This is a genomic window from Saccharomonospora sp. NB11, assembly GCF_015910535.1.
Lineage (GTDB): Bacteria > Actinomycetota > Actinomycetes > Mycobacteriales > Pseudonocardiaceae > Saccharomonospora.
This window is the reverse complement of sequence record NZ_JACBJG010000010.1, coordinates 80,565-101,824: the sequence shown is the minus strand read 5'-3', so window position 1 is coordinate 101,824 and position 21,260 is coordinate 80,565. Positions and strand designations below refer to the sequence as shown.

3 protein-coding genes are annotated in these 21,260 nt (G+C 71.8%); all 3 read left to right on the top strand.

What is annotated here, in order from left to right:
* Positions 1-33 precede the first annotated feature (33 nt).
* The 3 genes from fabD to JAV51_RS15955 are packed head-to-tail and all read left to right on the top strand — an operon-like array spanning position 34 to position 21,211.
* Positions 34-3,297, top strand: coding sequence for an ACP S-malonyltransferase (gene fabD / locus JAV51_RS15965; RefSeq protein ID WP_231642404.1), 3,264 nt, complete (start codon positions 34-36; stop codon positions 3,295-3,297).
* On the top strand, positions 3,294-19,109 hold the full coding sequence (locus JAV51_RS15960; protein ID WP_197321529.1) for an SDR family NAD(P)-dependent oxidoreductase: 15,816 nt from the start codon (positions 3,294-3,296) through the stop codon (positions 19,107-19,109). The genes fabD and JAV51_RS15960 overlap by 4 nt, the downstream gene beginning before the upstream one ends.
* On the top strand, positions 19,106-21,211 hold the full coding sequence (locus JAV51_RS15955) for an Rv1355c family protein (protein WP_197321528.1): 2,106 nt from the start codon (positions 19,106-19,108) through the stop codon (positions 21,209-21,211). Before JAV51_RS15960 ends, JAV51_RS15955 begins: the two co-directional genes overlap by 4 nt.
* Positions 21,212-21,260 lie beyond the last annotated feature (49 nt).

The following is a 21,260-nucleotide window of genomic DNA, read 5'->3' as shown; positions in this document are numbered from 1 at the left end:
GTCGGGGTTCGACGGATGAGGGAGTGGTGAGGGTTGCCGAAGCGGACTGTGTTCATGTTCGCCGGCCAGGGGTCGCAGTTCTACGGCATGGGGCGGCAGTTGCGAGCCGTTCATCCGGTGTTCGACCGCACGTTGCGGGAGCTGGACACGATGTTCGCCGACGCCGGGCTGCCCGGGATGCTCGACGAGATGCACCGGAGCGACCGGGGTGTCACCGACCCGTTCGACCGGTTCGCCCACACCCACCCGGCGATCCTCATGGTCGAGCTGGCCCTGCTGGACATGCTGCTGGCCGAGGGGATCGGCCCGGATCACGTGCTGGGGACGAGCCTCGGGGAGTACGCCGCCGCGGCCACGGCCGGGGTCCTCGACCGTGAGCACCTGACTCGCGCGATCGTCGCCCAGGTCAAGCTCACCGAGGAGCTGTGTCCGCCGGGCGGTATGGCCGCCGTCCTCGATGACGTGTCCCGGTTCGACCCCGACAGTCCGGAGTGGAGCGGCCTGGAGTTGGCCGCGGTGAACTACGACCGGCACTTCGTGGTGTCGGGTGCGCCCTCGGCGCTCGACCGGGTGCAGTCGCGGCTGCGCGCGGAGGGCGTCGCGTGCCAGCGACTGCCCGTGCGGTTCGCGTTCCACTCGGCCGAGGTCGACCGGGTGGCGGAGCCCTACCAGAGCATGATGGCGACGATTCCGCTGCACGCGCCGACGATGCCGCTGGTGTCGTGTGCCACCGGCTCCGTCGTCGACGAGGTCACCCCCGCACACATGTGGAACACGGTGCGTGGGCCGATCCGATTCGCCGACGCGGTCCGGCTGTTGGAACGGGACCACGACGAGCTCTGCTACGTCGACCTCGGGCCGTCACCGACGTTGGCGACCTTCGCCACCCACAACCTTCGTCCCGGTTCCGGGGCCACGACGGTGGCCATGATCGACCCGTTCGCTCCGGCGGAGACGGCTCTGACGCGCCTTCGCGAGATGTTCCGCACGAGGTCGACGGCGAGTCGCCGCAGCGGTCGGACGGCCGTGCTGTTCCCCGGGCAGGGGTCGCAGTCCGTGGGCATGGCCGGAGACTTGTTCTCGCGGTTCCCCGACCTCGTGGCCGAGGCCGACGACGTCCTCGGCTACTCGGTGGAGCGGCTGTGCACCGAGGACCCTCGCCAGGAGTTGAACCGCACCGAGTTCACCCAGCCCGCCCTGTTCGTCGCCAACGCCCTGCACTACCGGGCCTGGCAGAGCGAACACGACACCACACCGGACTTTTTCGCGGGCCACAGCCTCGGCGAGTTCAACGCCCTGTGGGCCGCGGGCGCGTTCGACTTCGGCACCGGACTGCGGATGGTGCGTCGGCGTGGCGAGCTCATGGCGGCGATGGCGGACGGCGCCATGGCCGCGGTGATCGGTCTCGACGAGGACGCGGTCCGAAAGGTGCTCTCCGAAGAGCCGCTCACCCGGATCGACGTGGCCAACGTGAACTCCGCCGACCAGGTGGTGATCTCCGGACCGAGGGACGTCGTGGTGAACGCGAAGGAGGCGTTCCTCGCTGCGGGTGCGCAGCGATACGTGCCGTTGCGCGTGAGTGGGGCGTTCCACTCGCGACACATGGCTCCGGCAGCGGCGGAGTTCGAGCGGTTCCTGCGTGGCTGCGAGCTGCGGCCTCCGGCGGTGCCCGTGATCGCGAACGTGACCGGACTGCCGTATCCCGACGACGTCCGGCCGATGCTCGTCGACCAGCTCGTCAGTCCCGTCCGCTGGGAGCACGGGGTGCGGCGGCTACTGGCCGAGGGCGTCACCGACTTCACGGAGGTGGGGCCGGGCCGAGTGCTGACGAAGCTGGTGACGGCGATCCGCGGGGTGCAGGCACCCGCCGAGCGGGCCGCGACCCCCGCGACCGCACCGGTCGCCCGCACACCCACGCCCGCCACGGTGCCGGCCCGGCCCGTCGCCGCGACGCGGTCAGCGCAGGACACCACGACTCCCGGCAGTGCCGCGTTCCGCGCCGCCTACGGCCTCCGACACGCCTACGTGTGCGGCTCGATGTCGCACGGGATCGCCTCGGAGGAGCTGGTCGTCCGGGCGGGCCGGGCCGGGCTGTTGGCGTTCTTCGGAGCCGGTGGACTCACCGTCGACCGCGTCGCCGCTGCCGTCGACCACCTCCGGTCCGCACTCGGCGCGCACCCGTTCGGCATCGGCGTGTCCCCCGACCCCCACACCGAGGACGCACTGGTCGCGTTGTGTCTCGACCGTGGGGTGCGGGTGATCGAGGCGTCGGGATACACCCGTGTCACGCGCGCGCTCGCCCGGTACCGAGCGAGCCGACTCACCCGCGACGACACCGGCACGGTGGTTCCGCGTCACCGGATTCTCGTGAAGGTCACCCGGCCCGACGTGGCCGAGCAGTTCCTGCGCCCGGTCCCGGACCCGCTGTTGCGGACGCTGCGGGACGACGGCGTCGTGACCGACGACGAGGCCGAGCTCGCCGCCACGGTGCCCGCGGTCGACGACGTCTGCGTGGTCGCCGACTGCGGCGGACACACCGAGCGGGGTTCCCACCCGGTGCTCCTTCCCGCCGTGCAGCGACTGCGTGACCGGCTGGCCCCCGAGGTACGGGTGGGCGCGGCCGGAGGGCTCGGCACGCCCGAAGCCGTGGCGACCGCCTTCTTCCTCGGTGCAGACTTCGTGCTCACCGGATCGGTCAACCTGTGCACCGCCGAGGCGGGACTCAGTGCCGTGGCGAAGGACCTGCTCGAACGAGTCACGGTCGCCGACACCGACCACGTGCCGACCGCGGGAGGCTTCGAGGCCGGTGAGCAGGCACAGGTGGTGCGGCGTGGAGTGTTCTTCCCCGCGCGGGCACGCAGACTGCGCGAGCTGTACCTCCGTCACACCTCGCTCGACGACCTCGACGCCGAGACCGCCGCGGTGATCCAGGACCGGTGGTTCCGCCGCGACTTCGAGGCGGTGTGGCGGGAGACACGCGCCTACTTCGCCGAGCGTGACCTCTCCCAGATCGAGCGAGCCGAGCGGGACCCACGCCACCGTATGGCGCTGGTGTTCCGCTGGTACCTCGCGGAGAGCCGGCGCCTGGCCGTCGAGGGCGACGAGGACCGCAAAACCGACTTCCAGATCCAATGTGGACCGGCGCTGGGCGCATTCAACCAGTGGGTCGAGAAGACCGAACTGGCGCGCTGGCGCGATCGACATGTCGACCAGATCGCGGAACGGTTGATGAGCGCCGCGGCCGAGCAGCTCGGCCGGGGTTCCGTCGCGTTCCGCCCGGCAGGAGCGAGCGCATGAGCGAGCAGTCGAACAACACGGGCATCGGGCCTCGGATCGCGGTCGTCGGTATAGGCTGCCGGATGCCGGGTGCGCGGGACCACCGCGAGTTCTACGCGAACCTGCGTGATCGAGTCGATTCGGTCACCGAGATCCCCGCCGACCGATGGGACCCGGACGAGTTCTACGACCCCGACCGCGCCGCACCCAACAAGTCGATCAGCAAGTGGTGTGGTGTCGTGGCCGAGCCCTACGCGTTCGACCACGAGTTCTTCGGAGTCTCGCCGCGAGAGGCCAAGCTGTTGGACCCGTTGCAGCGGCTGCTGATGGAGGTGACCCAGTCCTGCATCGAGGACGCGGGCACCACGGCCGCGGCGCTGGGTGAGGTTCGCACGGCCGTCTACGTCGGCAACATGGAACGCGACCACATGGCCGAGCTCACCAGCCCGGGCCACGACGTGGAGAGCCACTCGGTCCTCGGGGTCTACGACTGCCTCCTCGCCAATCGGCTGTCCCAGTCGTTCGGGTTCAGCGGCCCGAGCACGTCGGTCGACGCGGCGTGCGCGTCGGCGCTCGTCGCGGTCCACCTCGGTGTCCAGGCGCTGGTCACCGGTGAGGCCGACGCCGTGCTCGCGGGCGGAGTTAACCTCAACCTGCACCCGTGGAAGTACGTGGGTTTCTCCAAGGCCCGCATGCTCAGTCCCACCGGCCGATGCCAGACCTTCGACCGCGACGCCGACGGGTTCGTGCCCGGTGACGGGGTCGGGATGGTGCTGCTGCGACGACTCGAGGACGCTCTCGCCGACGGCGACCACGTCTACGGGGTCATCCGGGGCACGGCCGTCAACCACGGGCGCAAGCGGAGCACCATCACCGCGCCGACCGTCGCCTCCCAGAAGGAGGTCGTGTCGGCCGCGCTCGCGCGGGCGGGAGTGAGTCCGCGCGATGTCACGTTCGTGGAGACCCACGGGACGGGGACGGCTCTCGGCGACCCGATCGAGGTCGAGGCGCTGCGCCAGGTGTTCGGTGCGGCGTCCACCGACCGTGGTTGGTGCACGCTCGGCGCGGTCAAGACCAACATCGGTCACCTGGAGGGCGCCGCGGGCATCGCCGGGTTGATCAAGGTGCTGATGATGATGGACCAGCGTCGGATCGTCCCGAACCTCCATCTGCGCAACCTCAACCCGCTCATCGACCTCGACGGTGGACCGTTCCGCCTGGCGCTGGACAACGCCGACTGGGAGCCGTCCGCACCGGGGCGACCGCTGGTGGCGGGCGTGAGTTCGTTCGGGTTCGGTGGCGTCAACGCACACCTCGTGGTCGAGCAGTTCCGCGCTCCCGAGCGGGCGCCCGCACCGGCCGGGCCGCGCCCGTTCCTGTTGTCGGCGGCGTCGGCGGAGTCGTTGCGTCGACTGTCCGCCCGGTGGCAGGAGGGGGACTGGCTCGACACCCCGCTGGCGGACACCGCGACCACCCTCGCGGTCGGGCGGACCCACCTGCCCCATCGCCTCGGGGGCGTGGTCGGCGAGGCCGCCGACGTGAGGGCTCTGCTGGAGTCGGGGACCCCGCACGCGCCGGTCTCTCGGCGATGGGTGCTACGGACGGCACTGTTGGACGTGCCCGAGCGGGACGTGCTCGACGAACTGGCGTCCTGGGAGGTGTTCCGGAAGCTTCTCGACGACCCCGCGGCGGCGTCGTTGCGGCAGGGGCGTCGTGGCCCGGGGGAGCGCTGCGTCTACACGGCGCTGGTGGCATCGGCGCTGCTGCGGTTCGGGCTTCGACCCGAACTCGTGGTGGGGGACGGTGCCGGGTTGTGGCCCGCCCTTGCCGTGGCCGGCGTCCTCGATCTGGACACCGCGGCGGCCCTCGCCCGGGGCGAGCGGCCGGACGCACGACCGGGTACACCGGAGCTGCCGGTGCTGGTGCCGGGAACGGACCGCGTCGTCACGCCGTTCGCGGTGGACCGGCGCTACCTGGAGGAGCTGCGTGCGGCTTCCGCACCGACCGAGGACGAGCTGCGCCCGTTGCTCGACCTCGTCGCCAGGTTGGGCGGCCAGCGCACGTTCCAGGCCAATCTCCGTGACTGGCAGCGTGCCCTCGCCGACCGGGACGAGGAGCTGGAGCTGGAGCCGACCGGCCCGCGCGCCCGGCTGGTGACCGCACTCGCGACGCAGAACGCCCTCGACCGGCTGAACCGCAAGTGGGACCTTCCGCTGAACCGTTTCGTTCGGGACGACCGCACGGTAGAGCTGCTCGATCTGCTGCTCGACGGCGTGCTGGAGCCGAGCGAGGTGCTGGCTCTCGTGCTCGACGACGTCGCCGAGCGGGTCGCCGAGTCGGTGTCCGCTCGACCGGACCGGCCGGATCTGACGGACCCGGCCCGCTATCCCCTGCTGCGCCGTGTCGGCGGGTTGCCCGACGACCTCTGCTCCGTCGAGGCGTGGGCCGCGATGGAATCCACGACGGACACGTCGATGGCCCCGGGGCTGTCGGTGGTGTCGGTCGGCGGCGGCATCGCCGATGCAGAGGTTCGCGTCGTGACCGGCGCCGTCGACTCGATGACGGAGACTCTGGTGGAGCTGTGGACGCGAGGGGTGGACGTGCGTTGGGACCGACATCCCGTCGGCTCCGAGGGGCACAAGGTGCCGTTGCCCACCACCGAGTTCGTCAGGGCGGAACACCGGGTCGCGCCGGTGTCCGCGAGCGCGCCGAGCTCCTCGTCCACGACCGACGACCGGCCCGGTGCCGGCATCGTCGAGTTGCGGCAGCGGTGGGAGCAGACCCGGCGGGTCGCGGTCGAGCCACCGGGCATGGTCGTGGTGGTCGTGCCTCAGGGCAGGCCCGAGGTGGCCCGGGCCGCACGGCGGCTGCCGGGTGCGCGTCGAGTGGTCGAACTGGGTGAGCACACGCGCCTCGACGGCGGCACCTGGATCGTGCAGGCGGACGACACCGAGGCGTGGCACCGGGTTCTCGACACTGGGCCGCGGGACGGACTGTCCGCCGTCGTGCAAGTCGTCGACGGCGACGTGTCCGAGCAGGCGGTCGTCGCCGTGCAGCTCGCAAAGGCCGCGTACGGGCGGCACGTCCGCCTCGTCACAGTGGGCAGGCACGTCGGCGGCACGGTCAGGCCCGAGCTCGCGGCGTTCACCGGGTTGGCACGCACGCTGGCGCGGGAGACCGACACGGTGCGGCTGCGGGCCGTCGCCGTGCCCGGTGAATTGACGGACACGTCCACCTGGGACGTCGTGGCCGACGAACTCGGCCGCGCCGACGGTACCGACCTGGTGTGTCATCACGACGGGCTGCGGACGACACGCCACTGGGTCGTCGCGGACCAGGAGCCTGCCGAGTCGGCCGGACGGGCGGTGCGCCCGGGCGGGACCTACCTCGTCACCGGCGGAACCGGTGGACTGGGCCGACTCGTCACCACCCACCTGCTCACGGTTCCCGACGTGCGCGTCGCGTTGGTGGGTCGCTCCCCGGACGCGACGGTCCCGTCCTCGGACCGGGTCGCCTACTTCCGGGCCGACGTGTCCGACGCCGCGCAGGTCGCCGACGTCGTCGCCCGGGTGCGCGAGCGGTTCGGTCCGCTCACCGGGGTGCTGCACGCCGCGGGTGTGCTGCGCGACCGGCACCTCGTGCACAAGTCGGCCGACGACGTGCGCGCCGTGCTCGCCCCGAAGGTGCTCGGTGCCCTCAACCTCGACCGCGCCACCCGCGACGAGCCGCTCGACGTGTTCGCGTTGTTCTCCTCGATGGTCGGGGCCGTGGGGAACCCGGGCCAGGCCGACTACGCGATGGCCAACGCGTTCCTCGACCAGTTCGCCGAGGTCCGCGAGACGCTGCGTGCGGCGGGGGAACGGTCCGGCCGCAGCGTCTCGATCGGCTGGCCCGTGTGGAGGGACGGCGGCATGACCGTCACCGACGGCGGTGTGCTGGGTGAGCGCAACGGGGTGCTGCCGATGCCCACGCAGACCGGGCTGGCCGCACTGGACCGACTGCTGGCGTCCGGTCGTGGCGCACGCCCGTTCGTCCACGGTCTTGCCGACCGGGTGTCCGCGCTGGTGGACCCGCCACCCGCGACGGAGGCCACCCGAGGTGAGCCCGTTCCGCCCGTACCCGACCAGACGGTGGCCGCGCCGGAGGCACCTGCGGGTGGTGACGAGCCGACCCCGGAACAGGTGCGGGCGTGGGCGAGGGAGTACGTGGCCACGCTCATCGGTGAGTTGCGTGGGGTGCCACCCGAGGACGTAGACCTGGAGGTCGGGCTCGACCGCATCGGTCTGGACTCGATCGTGGTCAGCGAGTTCAACGCGAAGGTCGAGGCTCAGCTCGGCGCGGTGAGCGAGACGTTGCTGTTCGAGAGTCGCACGCTCGCCGCCGCGGCCGACCGCATCGCCGAACGACGTCCGGCCGAGCTCGCGGCCCGCTACGGCGCCCCGGCCCCGGTCCGGAGCCGCGACGCTGTCGTGCCGTTCCCGGCCCCGGCCGAGCGGTCCGTCGCCGAGGCGGACGACGACGACCTGGCGATCATCGGTCTCGCCGGGCGTTATCCGATGGCGCCCGACCTCGACACGTTCTGGGACAACCTCGCGGCGGGCCGCGACTGCGTCACGACGGTGCCGCCTGCCCGATGGGACCCCGACGCCGCCGACGCCTACTGCCGATCCGGCGCGTTCCTCGACGATGTCGACGAGTTCGACCCGCTGTTCTTCGGGATCTCCCCGCGTGAGGCGGAGGTGATGGACCCGCAGGAGCGGTTGTTCCTGCAGACGGCGTGGCACACGTTCGAGGACGCGGGCTACCCGCCACGACGGCTCGGGGACCCGGACGTGCCGGGTGCCCGGTCCGTCGGTGTGTTCGTCGGCGTCACCACCCAGACCTACCTGTTGTGGGGGCCCGAACAGCAGCGGGCCGGACACGCCGTGGTGCCGCCGTCACCGCAGTGGTCGATCGCCAACCGCGTGTCGTACTGGTTGGACCTGCGAGGACCGAGCGTGCCCGTCGACACCGCGTGCGCGGCGTCGTTGACCGCCATCCATCTGGCCGCGCGCAGCATGGCCGCGGGAGAGTGCTCGATGGCGCTCGTCGGCGGGGTGAACCTGTACCTGCATCCGGCGAAGTACGACTGGCTCTGTTCGCTGCAGATGCTCTCGCCCACTGGTCGTTGCCACACCTTCGGTGCCGACGCGGACGGTTTCGTGCCGGGCGAGGGGGTCGGAGCGGCACTGCTCAAGCCGTTGCGGGCCGCGCTGGCCGACGGTGATCGGGTGCTCGGGGTCGTCAAGGGGACCGCCGTCAACCACGGTGGACGGACCGCCGGCTTCACCGTGCCGAACCCGACCGCGCAGGGACACCTCGTCGAGACCGCGCTCACCGACGCCGGGGTGGACCCCGACACCATCGGCTACGTCGAGGCGCACGGCACCGGCACGGCGTTGGGCGATCCGATCGAGATCACCGGGCTCGCCCGCGCCTACGGTGACCTCGCCGCGGGCAGTTGTGCGATCGGGTCCGTGAAGACCAACATCGGGCACCTGGAGTCGGCGTCCGGGATGGCGGGCCTGACCAAGGTGCTGCTCCAGTTCCGGCACGGGAAGCTCGTGCCGTCGCTGCACAGCGAACGCCTGAACCCGCGGATCGACTTCGCCGCGACGCCGTTCACGGTGCAACGCACTCTCACCGATTGGCCTCGCCGGGTGCGCGACGGGGTGGAGCTGCCCCGCCGGGCCGGGGTCAGCTCGTTCGGAGCCGGTGGCGCGAACGCCCACGTGGTCGTCGAGGAGGCGCCCCACATCGAGCGGGAGCGCGGTCCGGAGGGCGGCGAGCACCTCGTGGTGGTCTCAGCCAACGACCGCGAACGACTGCGTGACCACTGCGCCAACCTCGCCGCCGCGCTGCGGGAGCGAGCCGGACAGCTCCGGCTGTCCGAGGTGGCCTACCAGCTCCAGGTACGGCGCGAACCACTGGCCGAACGGCTCGCGCTGCTCGCCGACGACCCGGCGACGCTGGCGGATCGGCTCGCCGACTTCGCCGAGGGCCGACCGATCGCCGGTCCGCACTGGACCACCACGCACGACCGCGACGCCAAGGACCGCGCCCGGAGGGCGTTGCCGCACGCCGTGGTCGTCCGCGACTGGTCGGTGCTCGCCGCTGCGTGGGTGGCCGGGCTGGACGTGCCGTGGGAGTCGCTGCACGACGTGGTCCCACCACACGTGAGCCTGCCCCTCTACCCGTTCGCGAGGGAGCGGTACTGGTTGCCTGACGTGCCGGGTGTCGTGTCCGGCACGGACGGTCGTCCCTTCGGCCTCCGGTCGTCAGCCGACGGTGCGCGGGTCGACTTCACCGGCCGCGAGCCGGTGCTCGCGCAGCACCGGGTGGACGGTGTCCCGATCTTCCCGGCGGCCGGATGCCTCGAACTGCTCCGCGAGGCGGTGGCCGACGGGGGCGAGCCGGGACGCACACTGCGGCTTCGCAACACCGTCTGGTCCGCTCCGATCCTCGTGGCAGAGCCGCGGACCCTGCGGGTGTCCCGCACCGGTGACGCCGTCGAGGTGACAGGCACCGGCGTCGACGGCCAGGCCGTCACGCACGTCACCGGGCGGGTCGAGTTCGTCGCCCGACCGGACGTCGCGCGGCTCGACGTCGAGGCGCTGCGTGCCCGCTGCACCACGACGGTCGACGGCGACGAGCTCTACCGCGAGGTGCGGGGACGGGGACTCGACCTCGGCGCGTTCTACCAGGCCGTGAAGCGGCTGCATCACAACGCCGACGAAGCGGTGTCGGAACTGCGGCTCCCGGTCACCGACGACGCCGACCGCTACGGCCTCCACCCCGGAGTGCTCGACGCGGCGTTCCAGGCGTCGTTGTGGCTGCTCGGTCGGCGGTTCGATCGGTTGTACCTGCCCTTCAGCATGGGCCGGGTGGACGTCCTCGGTCCCACACCGTCGCGCGGGTTCGCCCACGTCGTGCTGCGCACGGTCACCGAGGGCGGCACCAAGCTGGAGATACGCCTGGCCGACGAGAACGGTCGGGTGGTGTTGCGGGTGGACGACTTCTGGGTGCGTCCGTGGCAGGCACCTCGTGAGGCAGCGGTCGGCACGCCCCCGCGACCGGAAACGGGCAGTTTCTTCCGCCCCGACTGGGTCGACGCGGAGATCTCCGAGCGTCGTTCCCCGGGCTCGGTGCTCGTGCTCGCCGACGCGGAGGACGAGGGCCGCGCGATCGCCGAACGATTGGGCCGACACGCCGAGCGGACCGTGGTCGCCGTGCCCGGGGCGGCGTTCGCCGAGCGCAGCCCCGAGCGATTCGTGCTCCGGCCCGAGATCGGCGAGGACGCCGCACGTCTAATTGCTCGCCTCGGAGCGGTCGACACCGTGGTGTTCGCCTGGACCGGTCGACCTGCTCAAGACGTCACGACGAGGATCGAAGAGGGACTGCTCCCGCTGTTCCACCTCGTTCACGCGCTGGTGACGGACTCCGACAAGCGCCCCGTCCGGCTCGTCTGCGCGATCCCGTCCGCAGTGCCGGAGTACCAGGCGCTCGGCGGTTTCCTGCGCACGGTCGCGCTAGAGAGCACGCGCATCTCGTTCGTGGTCGTCGAGGGCGCGACGTCGGCTCAGCTCGTGGCCGAGACGCTCGGGGCGACAGCCGGGTCGGAGGTGCGCCACACCGGAGGACGGCGACTGGTGCGCCGCTGGCAGAGGTTCCGGCCCGAGGCCGGTCGGGACTCCGTGCTCCGGCAGGGCGGCGTGTACCTCGTCACCGGGGGCGCCGGTGGACTCGGTGCCCTGGTGGCGGAGTGGCTCGCCCGCACCTGCCAGGCCAGGGTGGTGCTCGCCGGACGCAGCGCCGAGGACGCACGAGTGCGTCGCGTGCTCGACCGGGTCCGCGCCGCCGGAGGCGAGGCTCGCTACGTGACGGCCGACATGTCCACACGCGACGGTGCGGCTGCGGCGGTCGCCGCCGCGGACGACGCATTCGGCGCCCTGCACGGCATCATGCACTGCGCGGGTGTGTTGCGCGACGACTATCTGGTGCGGCAGACCCCGGAGAAGCTGCGAGCGGTGGTCGCGGGCAAGGTGCTCGGCGCCGCGAACCTGGCCGCCGCCACGCGCGGTCGGTCCCTCGACGTCGTCTGCCTGTTCTCCTCGCTCGCCTCGGCGCTGGGTTCCGTGGGGCAGGCCGGGTACGCCTACGCCAACGCGGTCCTCGACGCCTACGCGGACGCCTGGCCGGGCCGTACCGTGTCCGTCGACTGGCCCCTGTGGGCCGACGGCGGTATGGGAGTGGACGCCGAGGTCGCCGAACGGCTTCGCGCCACCCTTGGCCTGCGGCCGTTGGAGACCGAGGCGGGGTTGGACGCACTCAACGCGATCCTCGGCGGTCCCGACCGCCAGGTCGTGTTCGTGCCGGGGGACGGCGACGCGGTGGCCGGGCAGCTCGGCGTGGAACAGGCCGGGAGCCGAGTAGCCGCCGGTCCGGGCGAGGGTGGCCGGTCGTCGACCTCCGACGGGCTCGCGGAGGCCGTGCGGGCGCTGCTCGTCGACGAGATCGCGGACGTCGTCAAACTGGACCGTGAGCGGGTCGAACCGCACCGGGCTCTCGGGGACTACGGCTTTGACTCCCTCGCCTTCGGCAGGCTCGCCAACCGGCTCGTCGACCGACTCGGGGTCGACGTCACCCCCGCGTTGTTCTTCGAGTACACGACGGTGGATGCGGTTGTCGAGCACCTGACCACCACCTATCCCACCGAGCTCGCCACGCACCTCCCGCAGGCGAAGCCCGAACCGGCCACGAACCCGCCCCCGACCACCACAGGCACGACCACCACGGGCACGGCCGCCCCGGCCCCGGTCGTCGCGACCACCCCGGCCCCTGCGCGGGAGGAGGCCGGTCCGGAGCCGATAGCGGTGATCGGCATGCACGGCATTGTTCCCGGCAGCTCCAATCTGGCCGAGTTCTGGCGCAACCTGGACGCCGGACGCGATCTGGTCACGGAGATTCCGTCGGATCGCTGGGACTGGCGCGAGTGGTACCACACGACAGCGGGCCCGGGCCGGACCAACAGCAAGTGGGGCGGTTTCCTGCCCGAGGTCGACACGTTCGACGCCGGCTTCTTCGGTATCTCACCGCGTGAGGCCGAGTTGATGGACCCGCAGCAACGGCTGTTCCTGCAGACCGCCTACAAGGCGGTGGAGGAGGCGGGCTACCGGCCGTCCGACCTCGCCGAGGGGACCACGGGCCTGTTCGTCGGGGTCGGCAGCCACGACTACTACGACCTGCTGCGGGACGCGGGTGTGCCGGTCGAGGCGTTCACCACCACTGGCATGTTTCATGCCATCCTCGCCAATCGCGTGTCGTACCTGCTCAACCTCTCCGGTCCCAGTTTCCCCGTCGACACGGCATGTTCGAGTTCGCTCGTGGCGTTGCGCTCAGCGGTGGAGTCGCTGCGCGCGGGCAGTTGCGACACCGCGATCGTCGGTGGGGTCAACCTCCTGCTCTCACCGACGGTCTACATCTCCTTCGCGAGGGCCGGGATGCTCAGCCCCACCGGGCGGTGCCGCACGTTCGACGCCGCGGCCGACGGCTACGTCAGGGCCGAGGGAGTGGGCGCCTTGCTGCTCAAGCCGTTGTCGGCGGCCGAGCGCGACGGCGACCACGTGCATGCCGTCATCCTGGGCAGCGCCGTGAACCACGGCGGGAAGGTCAACACGCTCACCACGCCGAACCCGACGGCCCAGGCGGACGTCATCGTTCGCGCGTTCGAGGAGGGTGGCGTCGACCCGGCGACCGTGGGATACCTGGAACTGCACGGCACCGGTACCGCACTCGGCGACCCGATCGAGATCAACGGGGTGAAGCGGGCGTTCGCCGAACTGCGCGACCGTGCGGGACTGCCACGCCTCACCGAACCGACGACCCTGATCGGCTCGGTCAAGACGAACATCGGGCACGCCGAGTCGGCAGCCGGGCTCGCCGGCATCTTCAAGGTGATCCTCGCGATGAAGCACGGTCGCCTTCCTGGCACCTTGCACCTCGACCGACTCAACCCGCAGATCCGCCTGGCGAACAGCCCGCTGTCCATCGTGGAGGAACCGACCGCATGGCCTCGGCGCACGGCGGCCGACGGCACCGAACTCCCTCGCAGGGCGGGGGTCAGTTCGTTCGGATTCGGCGGGGTCAACGGCCACGTCGTGCTGGAGGAACATCGGGCCGCCCCGGCGAGCCCGAGCACCGGTGAGCAGGTGTTCGTGCTCTCGGCCCGTGACACCGATCGGTTGCGCGAGTACGCGGCCGCGCTTGCCGACGCCGTGCGTCCCTCGACTGGTGAGCGTGCGCCCGGCGCCTCAGCGCTCGCCGCGCTGACCCTGGCGGTGGCGGACCTGCTCGACGTGACCCCCGAGGACGTGGTCGTCGACGAGCCACTGACCGACCTCGGCGTCTCGGGGACCGACGCGCGGCTGCTGTCCGACCGGCTGGTCGACGCCGGATGGCCGGTCGTCGAGCCTGGCGTGCTCGCGGCAGGCACCATCGCCGACCTGGCCGCCCTGGGACCCGACAGCGCCGACGCCGGGTCGCCTGCCGGGGAACTCGCCGATATCGCCTACACCCTCCAGGTGGGTCGGGAATCGATGCGGCACCGGCTGGCCGTGGTCACCGACTCCGCCGCGACCCTCGCCGACGAGTTGCGTGCCTTCGCCGACACCGGCTCACCCGGGCCACGCACGGTGATCGGGACCTCCGACGCCGAACCCGAGGTGGAGGCGACTTCGGGCGACCTCCACGCCCTCGCGCGCCGGTGGGTCTCCGGGGGGCCCGTCGACTGGACCACCGTGCACGTCGGGCGTCGACCGCGCCGCGTGAGCCTGCCGACCTACCCGTTCGCCCGGGACCGCTACTGGGTGCCGCGTCCGCCGTCGCAGGTGCCGACTGCACCCACGAACACCGGGTTCGCGGGCAGGTCGGAGGGCGACCATGCCGTGGTCGTTCCGGCGGACGACGGTGAGGTGGTCGTCCGGACATATCTCGCCGCCGACGACCCGCGCGTCGATCAGCACCGCGTGCACGGCGAGCGGGTGCTCGCCGGAGTGGTGCAGCTCGACCTCGTCGCGTCGGCGCTGGCTCGGCACCGCACCGGCACCTACCGGCTCACCGGCCTGTCGTGGACGAGTCCCCTCCTCGTGCCCGACGAGGGGCGGGAGGTGCTGGTCCGGCTCGTGGACAGCGACGGGATGCTGACCCACCGTGTGGAGACCGGCGACGACGGTGAGGTCGTGGTTCACTCGACCGGCCGTTGGGTGCGCGACGAGGGTGAGTGGCCCGCGTCGTCCCCGGTCGACGTGGACGCCGTGCGGCGTCGTTGCCCCACCGAGCTCGACGACACCGACGTCTACGCGATGTTCGAACGGATGGACATCCGCTACGGCCCGCTGTTCCGAGGTCTCACCGAGGCCTGGGTGGGTGACGGCGAGGTGTTGGCCCGGTTCGTCGCCGAGGCCGAGCCGACCGACGTGACGTGGCACCCGACCGTGCTCGACGCCGCGTTGCAGGCGATCACCGTGCTCGACGGTGGCGAACCGGGACGCACACGCCTGCCGTTCTCGGCGGAGGCCGTGGAGGTGCGTGGTCGGGTGCCACGGCGCGGCCACGTGCACGTGCGGGAGTTGCCCGACGGTGCGCACGATGTGACGGTGCTCGACGAGGACGGCTCACCTCGCGTGGTCTTCCGGGAGGTGTCCGTGCGCGCCGAGCCGGACCCGTTGGCTGGCTTCTTCTACCGCCCCGAATGGACGGAACGGCCCGCACCGGTCACCGAACGGCCGCGTGGCGGTTTCCTGATCGTGCACCCCGCGCAGTGCCACGGGCTCGACCGGGCCCTCGCCGCACGTGCGGACGGCCTGGTGTGGCGGATCGAACTCGGCAACCGGAACCGGCCCGTCGGCGAGCGAGCCTGGGAGGTCGACGTCGCCGACCCGGACTTCACCGACTGCCTGCGCCGGATGACGGATGTCCGGCACGTGTGGTTCCTCGGCGGGGTTTCCTCGGCCAAGGCGCACGGTGCGCGTCTGCTGTTCCGACTCGTTCGGGTGCTGGCGGAGCTGGACCTGCTGCAGCGGATCGACACCCTGCGCTCGGTCACGGTCGGCGCGCAGGACGCCGGTGGCCGTCGGATCACCAACCCGGCGGGCGCGGCGTTGCTCGGCTTCACGAAGTCGCTGGCCCGTGAGTACCCACGTCTCGACGTGTCCTGTGTAGACCTTGGTGACGAGCCCCTCGACGCTCCCCGGGCCGCCGACCTGCTGCTGGCCGAACCCACTCGCCAGAACAACCGCGAGGTGGCTCTGACCGGTGGCCGTCGCCTCGTGCGCAGGCTTCGGCCGGTGATCGTGCCCAAGCCCTCCCGGACGCCCTTCCGACAGGGCGGGTGCTACCTCGTGGTCGGCGGTGCGGGCGGTATCGGGCTCGCGCTCGCCGAGCACCTCGCGGCCACGGTTTCCGCGCGAGTGATCCTCGTGGGACGTTCACCGCTCGACAGCCGGATCGGTGCCGCTCTCGACCGGCTGACCCGGCTCGGTGGGCGGGCGTCCTACGAGCAAGCCGATATCACCGACGTGGACGCGTTCCGGGCCGTTGTCGCCAAGGCGAGGGCGCAGGGCCCGTTGCACGGCGTCGTGCACGCGGCCATGGTCCTCCACGACGGCATCGTCGAGCGGCTCACCCAGGAGCAGTTCGACGCCGTGCTGGCTCCGAAGATCGACGGCACGAGGGTGCTCGGTGAGGTGCTCGCGTCCGAGCCGCTGGACTTCGTGCTCGTGGCCAGCTCGGTGCAGTCGTTCACCGGGGCGGTGGGGCAGGCGAACTACGCCGCCGCTTCGACCGCGCAGGACGCGTTCGCGCACCGGCTCGCCACCCAGGCGCGTTACCCGGTGTACGTGGTGAACTGGGGGCCGTGGGCCTCCGTCGGCCGGGTGGCCGACGAGTCCTATCGGGACAGTCTGACCGCGCGCGGTTACACGCCCATCACGACGTCGCTCGGGCTGGCCGCAGTCGAGCGGGTGCTGTCCTCCGACGAGCGGCAGCTGGTGGCGCTGCACGCCGACACCACGGTCCTCGACGCGATCGGCGTCGAAGGCGAGGTCGCCGCGACCCGGACGACGGGTGTGACGGACCTCGGGGTGGAACCCGCCGAGCAGGAGGCGCTCGACGCGTTCGTGCGTGCTGCGGTGTGGCACGTGGTGGATCGGCTCGGAGTGGTCGACGCGGGCGCGGCTCGGTCCCGGGGCGACCTCGCCGACCGGTTCGGGGCACTGCCGAAGTACCGCAGGCTCGTCGACGCGCTGCTCCACCTGCTTCTCGACGCCGGGTACCTCGTCGAGGAGGGCGGTGGTGTCACCGTGTCCGGCACGGCACCGCGCCCGGAACGGCCCGACGCTGCGCCGTTGCGACGGCGGTTCCCTGGCCTCGCCGCGCGCCTCGACCTGGTGGAACGGTGCGTCGTGGCGCTGCCCGAAGTCCTGACCGGCGCTCGGCCGGGCACGGAGGTGCTGTTCCCCCGGGGATCGATGGAGGCGGTGACCGCGATCTATCGGGGAGAGGCGTTGGTCGACTACTGCAATGCGGTCGTCGCCGAGCAGGTCGTGGCCGCCGCGTGGGGCGTCGGGCGTGCACTGCGGGTGCTCGAACTCGGTGCGGGCACCGGTGCCACCAGCGAGGTGGTGCTGGCCGCGTTGCGGCGGGCCGGGGTTGCCGTCGAGTACGACTTCACCGACGTCGCGCGGGGGCTGGTCCGCCAGGCCGAGGCGCGGCTTGACCGCGCGGGTGCGGACGTGCGGTTCCGGGAACTCGACGTGGAGCGGTCGGTCGAGGAACAGGGCTTCTCCTCCGGCCATTACGACGTGGTGCTCGCGGGCAACGTGCTGCACGCGGTCCGCGACCTCGACACCGCACTGGGCGAGGTCCGGCGGCTCCTCGCTCCGCACGGACGACTCGTGCTCACCGAGGTCACCGCCGTCCAGCCGTTCCACACGGTCACCTTCGGGTTGCTCGACGGCTGGTGGCACTACACCGACGAACACCGGAGGCTGCCGCACTCGCCGCTGCTGGACGAACACCTGTGGCGGCACCGGTTGGACACCGCCGGTTTCACCGACGTGACCGTTCTCGGCCGGGCGGACTCGCCGGTTCCGTTGCCGCAGCGGGTGTTCACCGCCGCGGTGCCGGAGGACGCGCCGGTGCCGTCCCGGGCGTCGGTGGGCGAACGTCCGACGACGGTGGTGCCGTCCCCGGCGAGCACGGTGCGGCCGAGCGCCGAGGACGCCGGGCCGATGCGGAGCGACTCGCTCGACGGCACGGTGCGCGCACTGGTCACCGAGCGGGTCGCCGAGTGCCTCGGGCTGGCGGTCGACCAGGTCGACCCCGACGTCTCGCTGCCCTCACTGGGGGTGGACTCCATCGTCGCCGTGGAGTTGGCGAACCGGCTCAGCGACGCGATCGGGGTGGTGCTCAAGACCGTGGTCGTGTTCGACCACCCGACGGTGGCGGCGCTCAGCGCCCACCTCGTGGACCGGTACGGCGCCGAACTCACGGCCCGGTTCGCTCCCGCGAGGACGGAGCCGACGGCCACGGAGTCGATCGCCACGCAAGCGGTCGCCCCCGAGCGCGGTGGCTTCCGTGCGGTGCGGTTCGAGCGTCCCGGAAGCCCACGGGAGCTGCGAATCGTGCCGATCGAGCCGGTGGCACCCGCCGAGGGTGAGGTCGAGGTGCGGGTCGAGGCCTTCCCGATCAACTTCTCGGACTTCCTGCTCGCCCGCGGGCTCTACCCACTGATGCCCGACTTCCCGTTCACCCCCGGCGTGGAGGTGTCCGGCGTGGTGCGCCGCGTCGGTCCGGGGGTCACGAGTGTGCGGCCCGGCGACGAGGTGATCGCGCTGACTCGGCCGGAGATGGGAGGACAGGCGTCCGTCGTGGTCACCGACGAGAGCTTCGTCGTGCCCAAGCCGCCCGAGGTCGGCCACGAGGAGGCGTGCGGCTTCGCCGTCCCGTTCCTGGCGATGTACCTGGCGTTCGAGCGCGCCGAGGTGCGGCCGGGGGAGCGGGTGCTGATCCCGGCCGCCACCGGCACCAACGGTCTCGTCGCGGTGCAGTTGGCGAAGCTCGCCGGTGCCGAGGTCGTCGCCACCGCGAGCGCACCCCACAAGATCGAGTACCTGGAGCGGCTCGGGGTTCGCCACGCCATCGACCACGGGCGACAGAACGTGGTCGAGGAGGTGCTGCGGCGCACCGACGGCGTCGGTGTCGACGTGGTGATCAACAGTCTCGGTGGTGACGCGACCCAGCAGGGGATCGACGTCCTGGCTCCTGGCGGGAGGTACGTCGAGACGGCGGTGTTCGGGCTCCAGTCGTCCACGGGACTGGATCTGTCGCGGCTGGTCGAGAACCAGAGCTTCCACAGCCTGAACATCAAGAAGTACTTCCTTCGCCACCCGGAGCGGCGAGCCGAGTACCTGCGTCGGGCGGCCGAGTACCTCGCGTCGGGCAAGGTTCGGCCGACCGTGGCCCACGTGGTGCCGTTCGACCGGGTGAGCGAGGCCTACGCCCTCAAGGAGGACCGAGACCTCATCGGACGTGTCGTGGTGCGCGTACCGAACCCGGAGGAGGCCGGTGCCGAGGTGTCCTACCCCGAGCCGATCGCGACCGATCGTCTGTTGGAGCTGGTGGCGAGGGAGCTCGGGGTGCCTCGCGAACGACTCTCCCCGGACGATCCCGCGTGGCGCAGTCTCCTCCGCCACATCGGTACTGTCATTGGAACGAAAGAGGTTGGTACGACGTGACCGTCCACTCAGACATGACGTGCTCGGCGACGGTGCTCGACGAGCGTGACCAGGCGGCCGAGGTCGAGAGACTGCGCGCGCTGCCCCGGATCACCGTCCGTGATCTCTGGCCGGGCCAGGTCGCCGAGCTGCGCGCGGCGGCGGGCGAGCACGCGGTCGACGACGCCGAGGGAAGCCGGTGGGTGTACTACCCGTGGCGGGCCACGCTGTTGCGGGTGCTCGGGCCGGAGGGCTATCGCGCGCTCCGCCTCTCCCGTAACCGCAACAAGATCCTGCCGAGTGAGCAGCGGGCCCACGCGAGCCGGGTCGTCGCCGTGGCCGGTGCCGCGGCGGGTCACGTCGTCGCGCTCGGCCTGGCGCTGGAGGGTCTGGCCGGGACCGTGCGCATCGCCGATCGCGAGCAGGTCGGCGTCACCGACCTCAACCAGTTCCCGGGTGCGCTCGTCGACGTCGGTCTGAACCGGTCGGTGGCGTTGGCCCGCCGGATCGCCGAGCTCGACCCGTACCTCACTGTGGAGGTCCGGTCGGAGGGACTGGAGGTGGCCGATGTCGAGTCGTTCGTCGAGGGTGCCGACCTCGTCGTCGATGCCACCGACGAGTTGGCGATCCGGTTGGCGCTGCGGGAACAGGCGCGTGCTCGGCGGGTTCCGGTGGTGTCGGCGACACCGGATCGCGGCACCGTCGACGTGGAGCGGTTCGACCTCGATCCGGACCGCGCTCCCTTCCACGGTCGTCTGAACGACTTCACCGCCGAGATGTTCGCCGGCCTCCCTGCCGTGGCCTCGGTGCCGTTCCTGCCGAGAATCCTCGGCGCCGACGGGATCTCGGCCCGCATGGCGGCCTCGATGTTCGTGATCGGCGAGTCGCTGCCCGCGTGGCCACAACTCGGTGGGGACGTCCTGCAGGCTGCGGCGGGCGTCGTCGCGGCCGCGCGCCGGATCGACGAGCTGCCGTCCGGACGGGTGCAGCTCGACGTCGCCGCACGACTGGACGAGCTGTCCGAACCGCCGGTGCCCGAGGAGCTGCCCCCGTTCGAGCCGGTGGGACCGTGGCGCAACCTGTCCGAGCCCGCGTCGGACGTCGACACGATCGTGCGGGCGGCACAACTCGCTCCGTCCCCGGGGAACTCCCAGCCGTGGCGGATCGCCGCCCACGACGGTGCCGTCCGGATCGAGCTCGACGAGAAGTACACCTCGGCGATCGACGTCGGCTGTCGAGCCAGTTACGTCGCGATCGGCGCGGCGGTGCAGAACATGCGGATCGCCGCCGCGTCGAGGGCGGTTCTCGGCGACGTCGAGTTGTTCCCCGACGACTCCGCCGTCGCCGAGCTGCGGCTGGGGAGCGGCCGGTCCACGCGCCTCGCCGAGGCGTACGAGCCGATGCTGCGTCGGGTCACGAACCGGCAGGCCGTCGACACCGAGCGGCCCGTCCCCGACGACGTTCTCGCCACGCTCACCGCCGAGGCCCGCCAGCACGGAGGTGATCTCACGGTCGTGACGGGAGGGCATGCCGCGACGACGGCGGGGGAGATCCTCGCCGGAGCCGACCGTTTGCGGTATCTGGTGCCCGACCTGCATCGGGAGATGGTGGCGGAACTGCGGGACCCGCGCGTCGAGTCGGTCGAGCGTGGTCTGGACGTGCGATCGCTCGAACTCGGGGTGGGTGCGCCCGTCCTCGACCTCGTGCGGCGCGGCGACGTGATGTCGGAACTGGCCGCCACCGACGACCCCACCACCCGGGGGTTGCAGGACCGGGCTCTCGTGGCGTCGTACCCGGCGCTCGTGGCCGTGCTCACCCCGGGCAGTGAGCCGGTCGACTACGTCAGGGGCGGGCAGGCGGTGGAGAGCGTGTGGGTGGCGGCCACGGCGGCGGGGTTGTCGGCGCGTCCCGCGGTGCCGCTGTTCCTGTACGCCTGTCACGACGACGAACTGGCGAAGATCGGGGGACGTTACACCGACGAACTCGCGCGGATGCGGCGCGACCTCTACACCGCGTTGAACGTTCCGGCTGGTCGAGAGATCGCGCTGATCCTGCTGCTCGGGTACGCGCCCGATCCGAGCGCCGTCAGCCTCCGCAGCCCGGAGACCGCCGTGACGGAGTGAGCACCGGCTCGCCGAGATGCGGGAAGGGGGGCGGCACCACCAGGTGCCG

Coding starts and splice junctions, on each gene's coding strand:
- JAV51_RS15960 (WP_197321529.1), top strand. CDS start 3,294: ATGAGCGAGCAGTCGAACAACACGGGCATCGGGCCTCGGATCGCGGTC.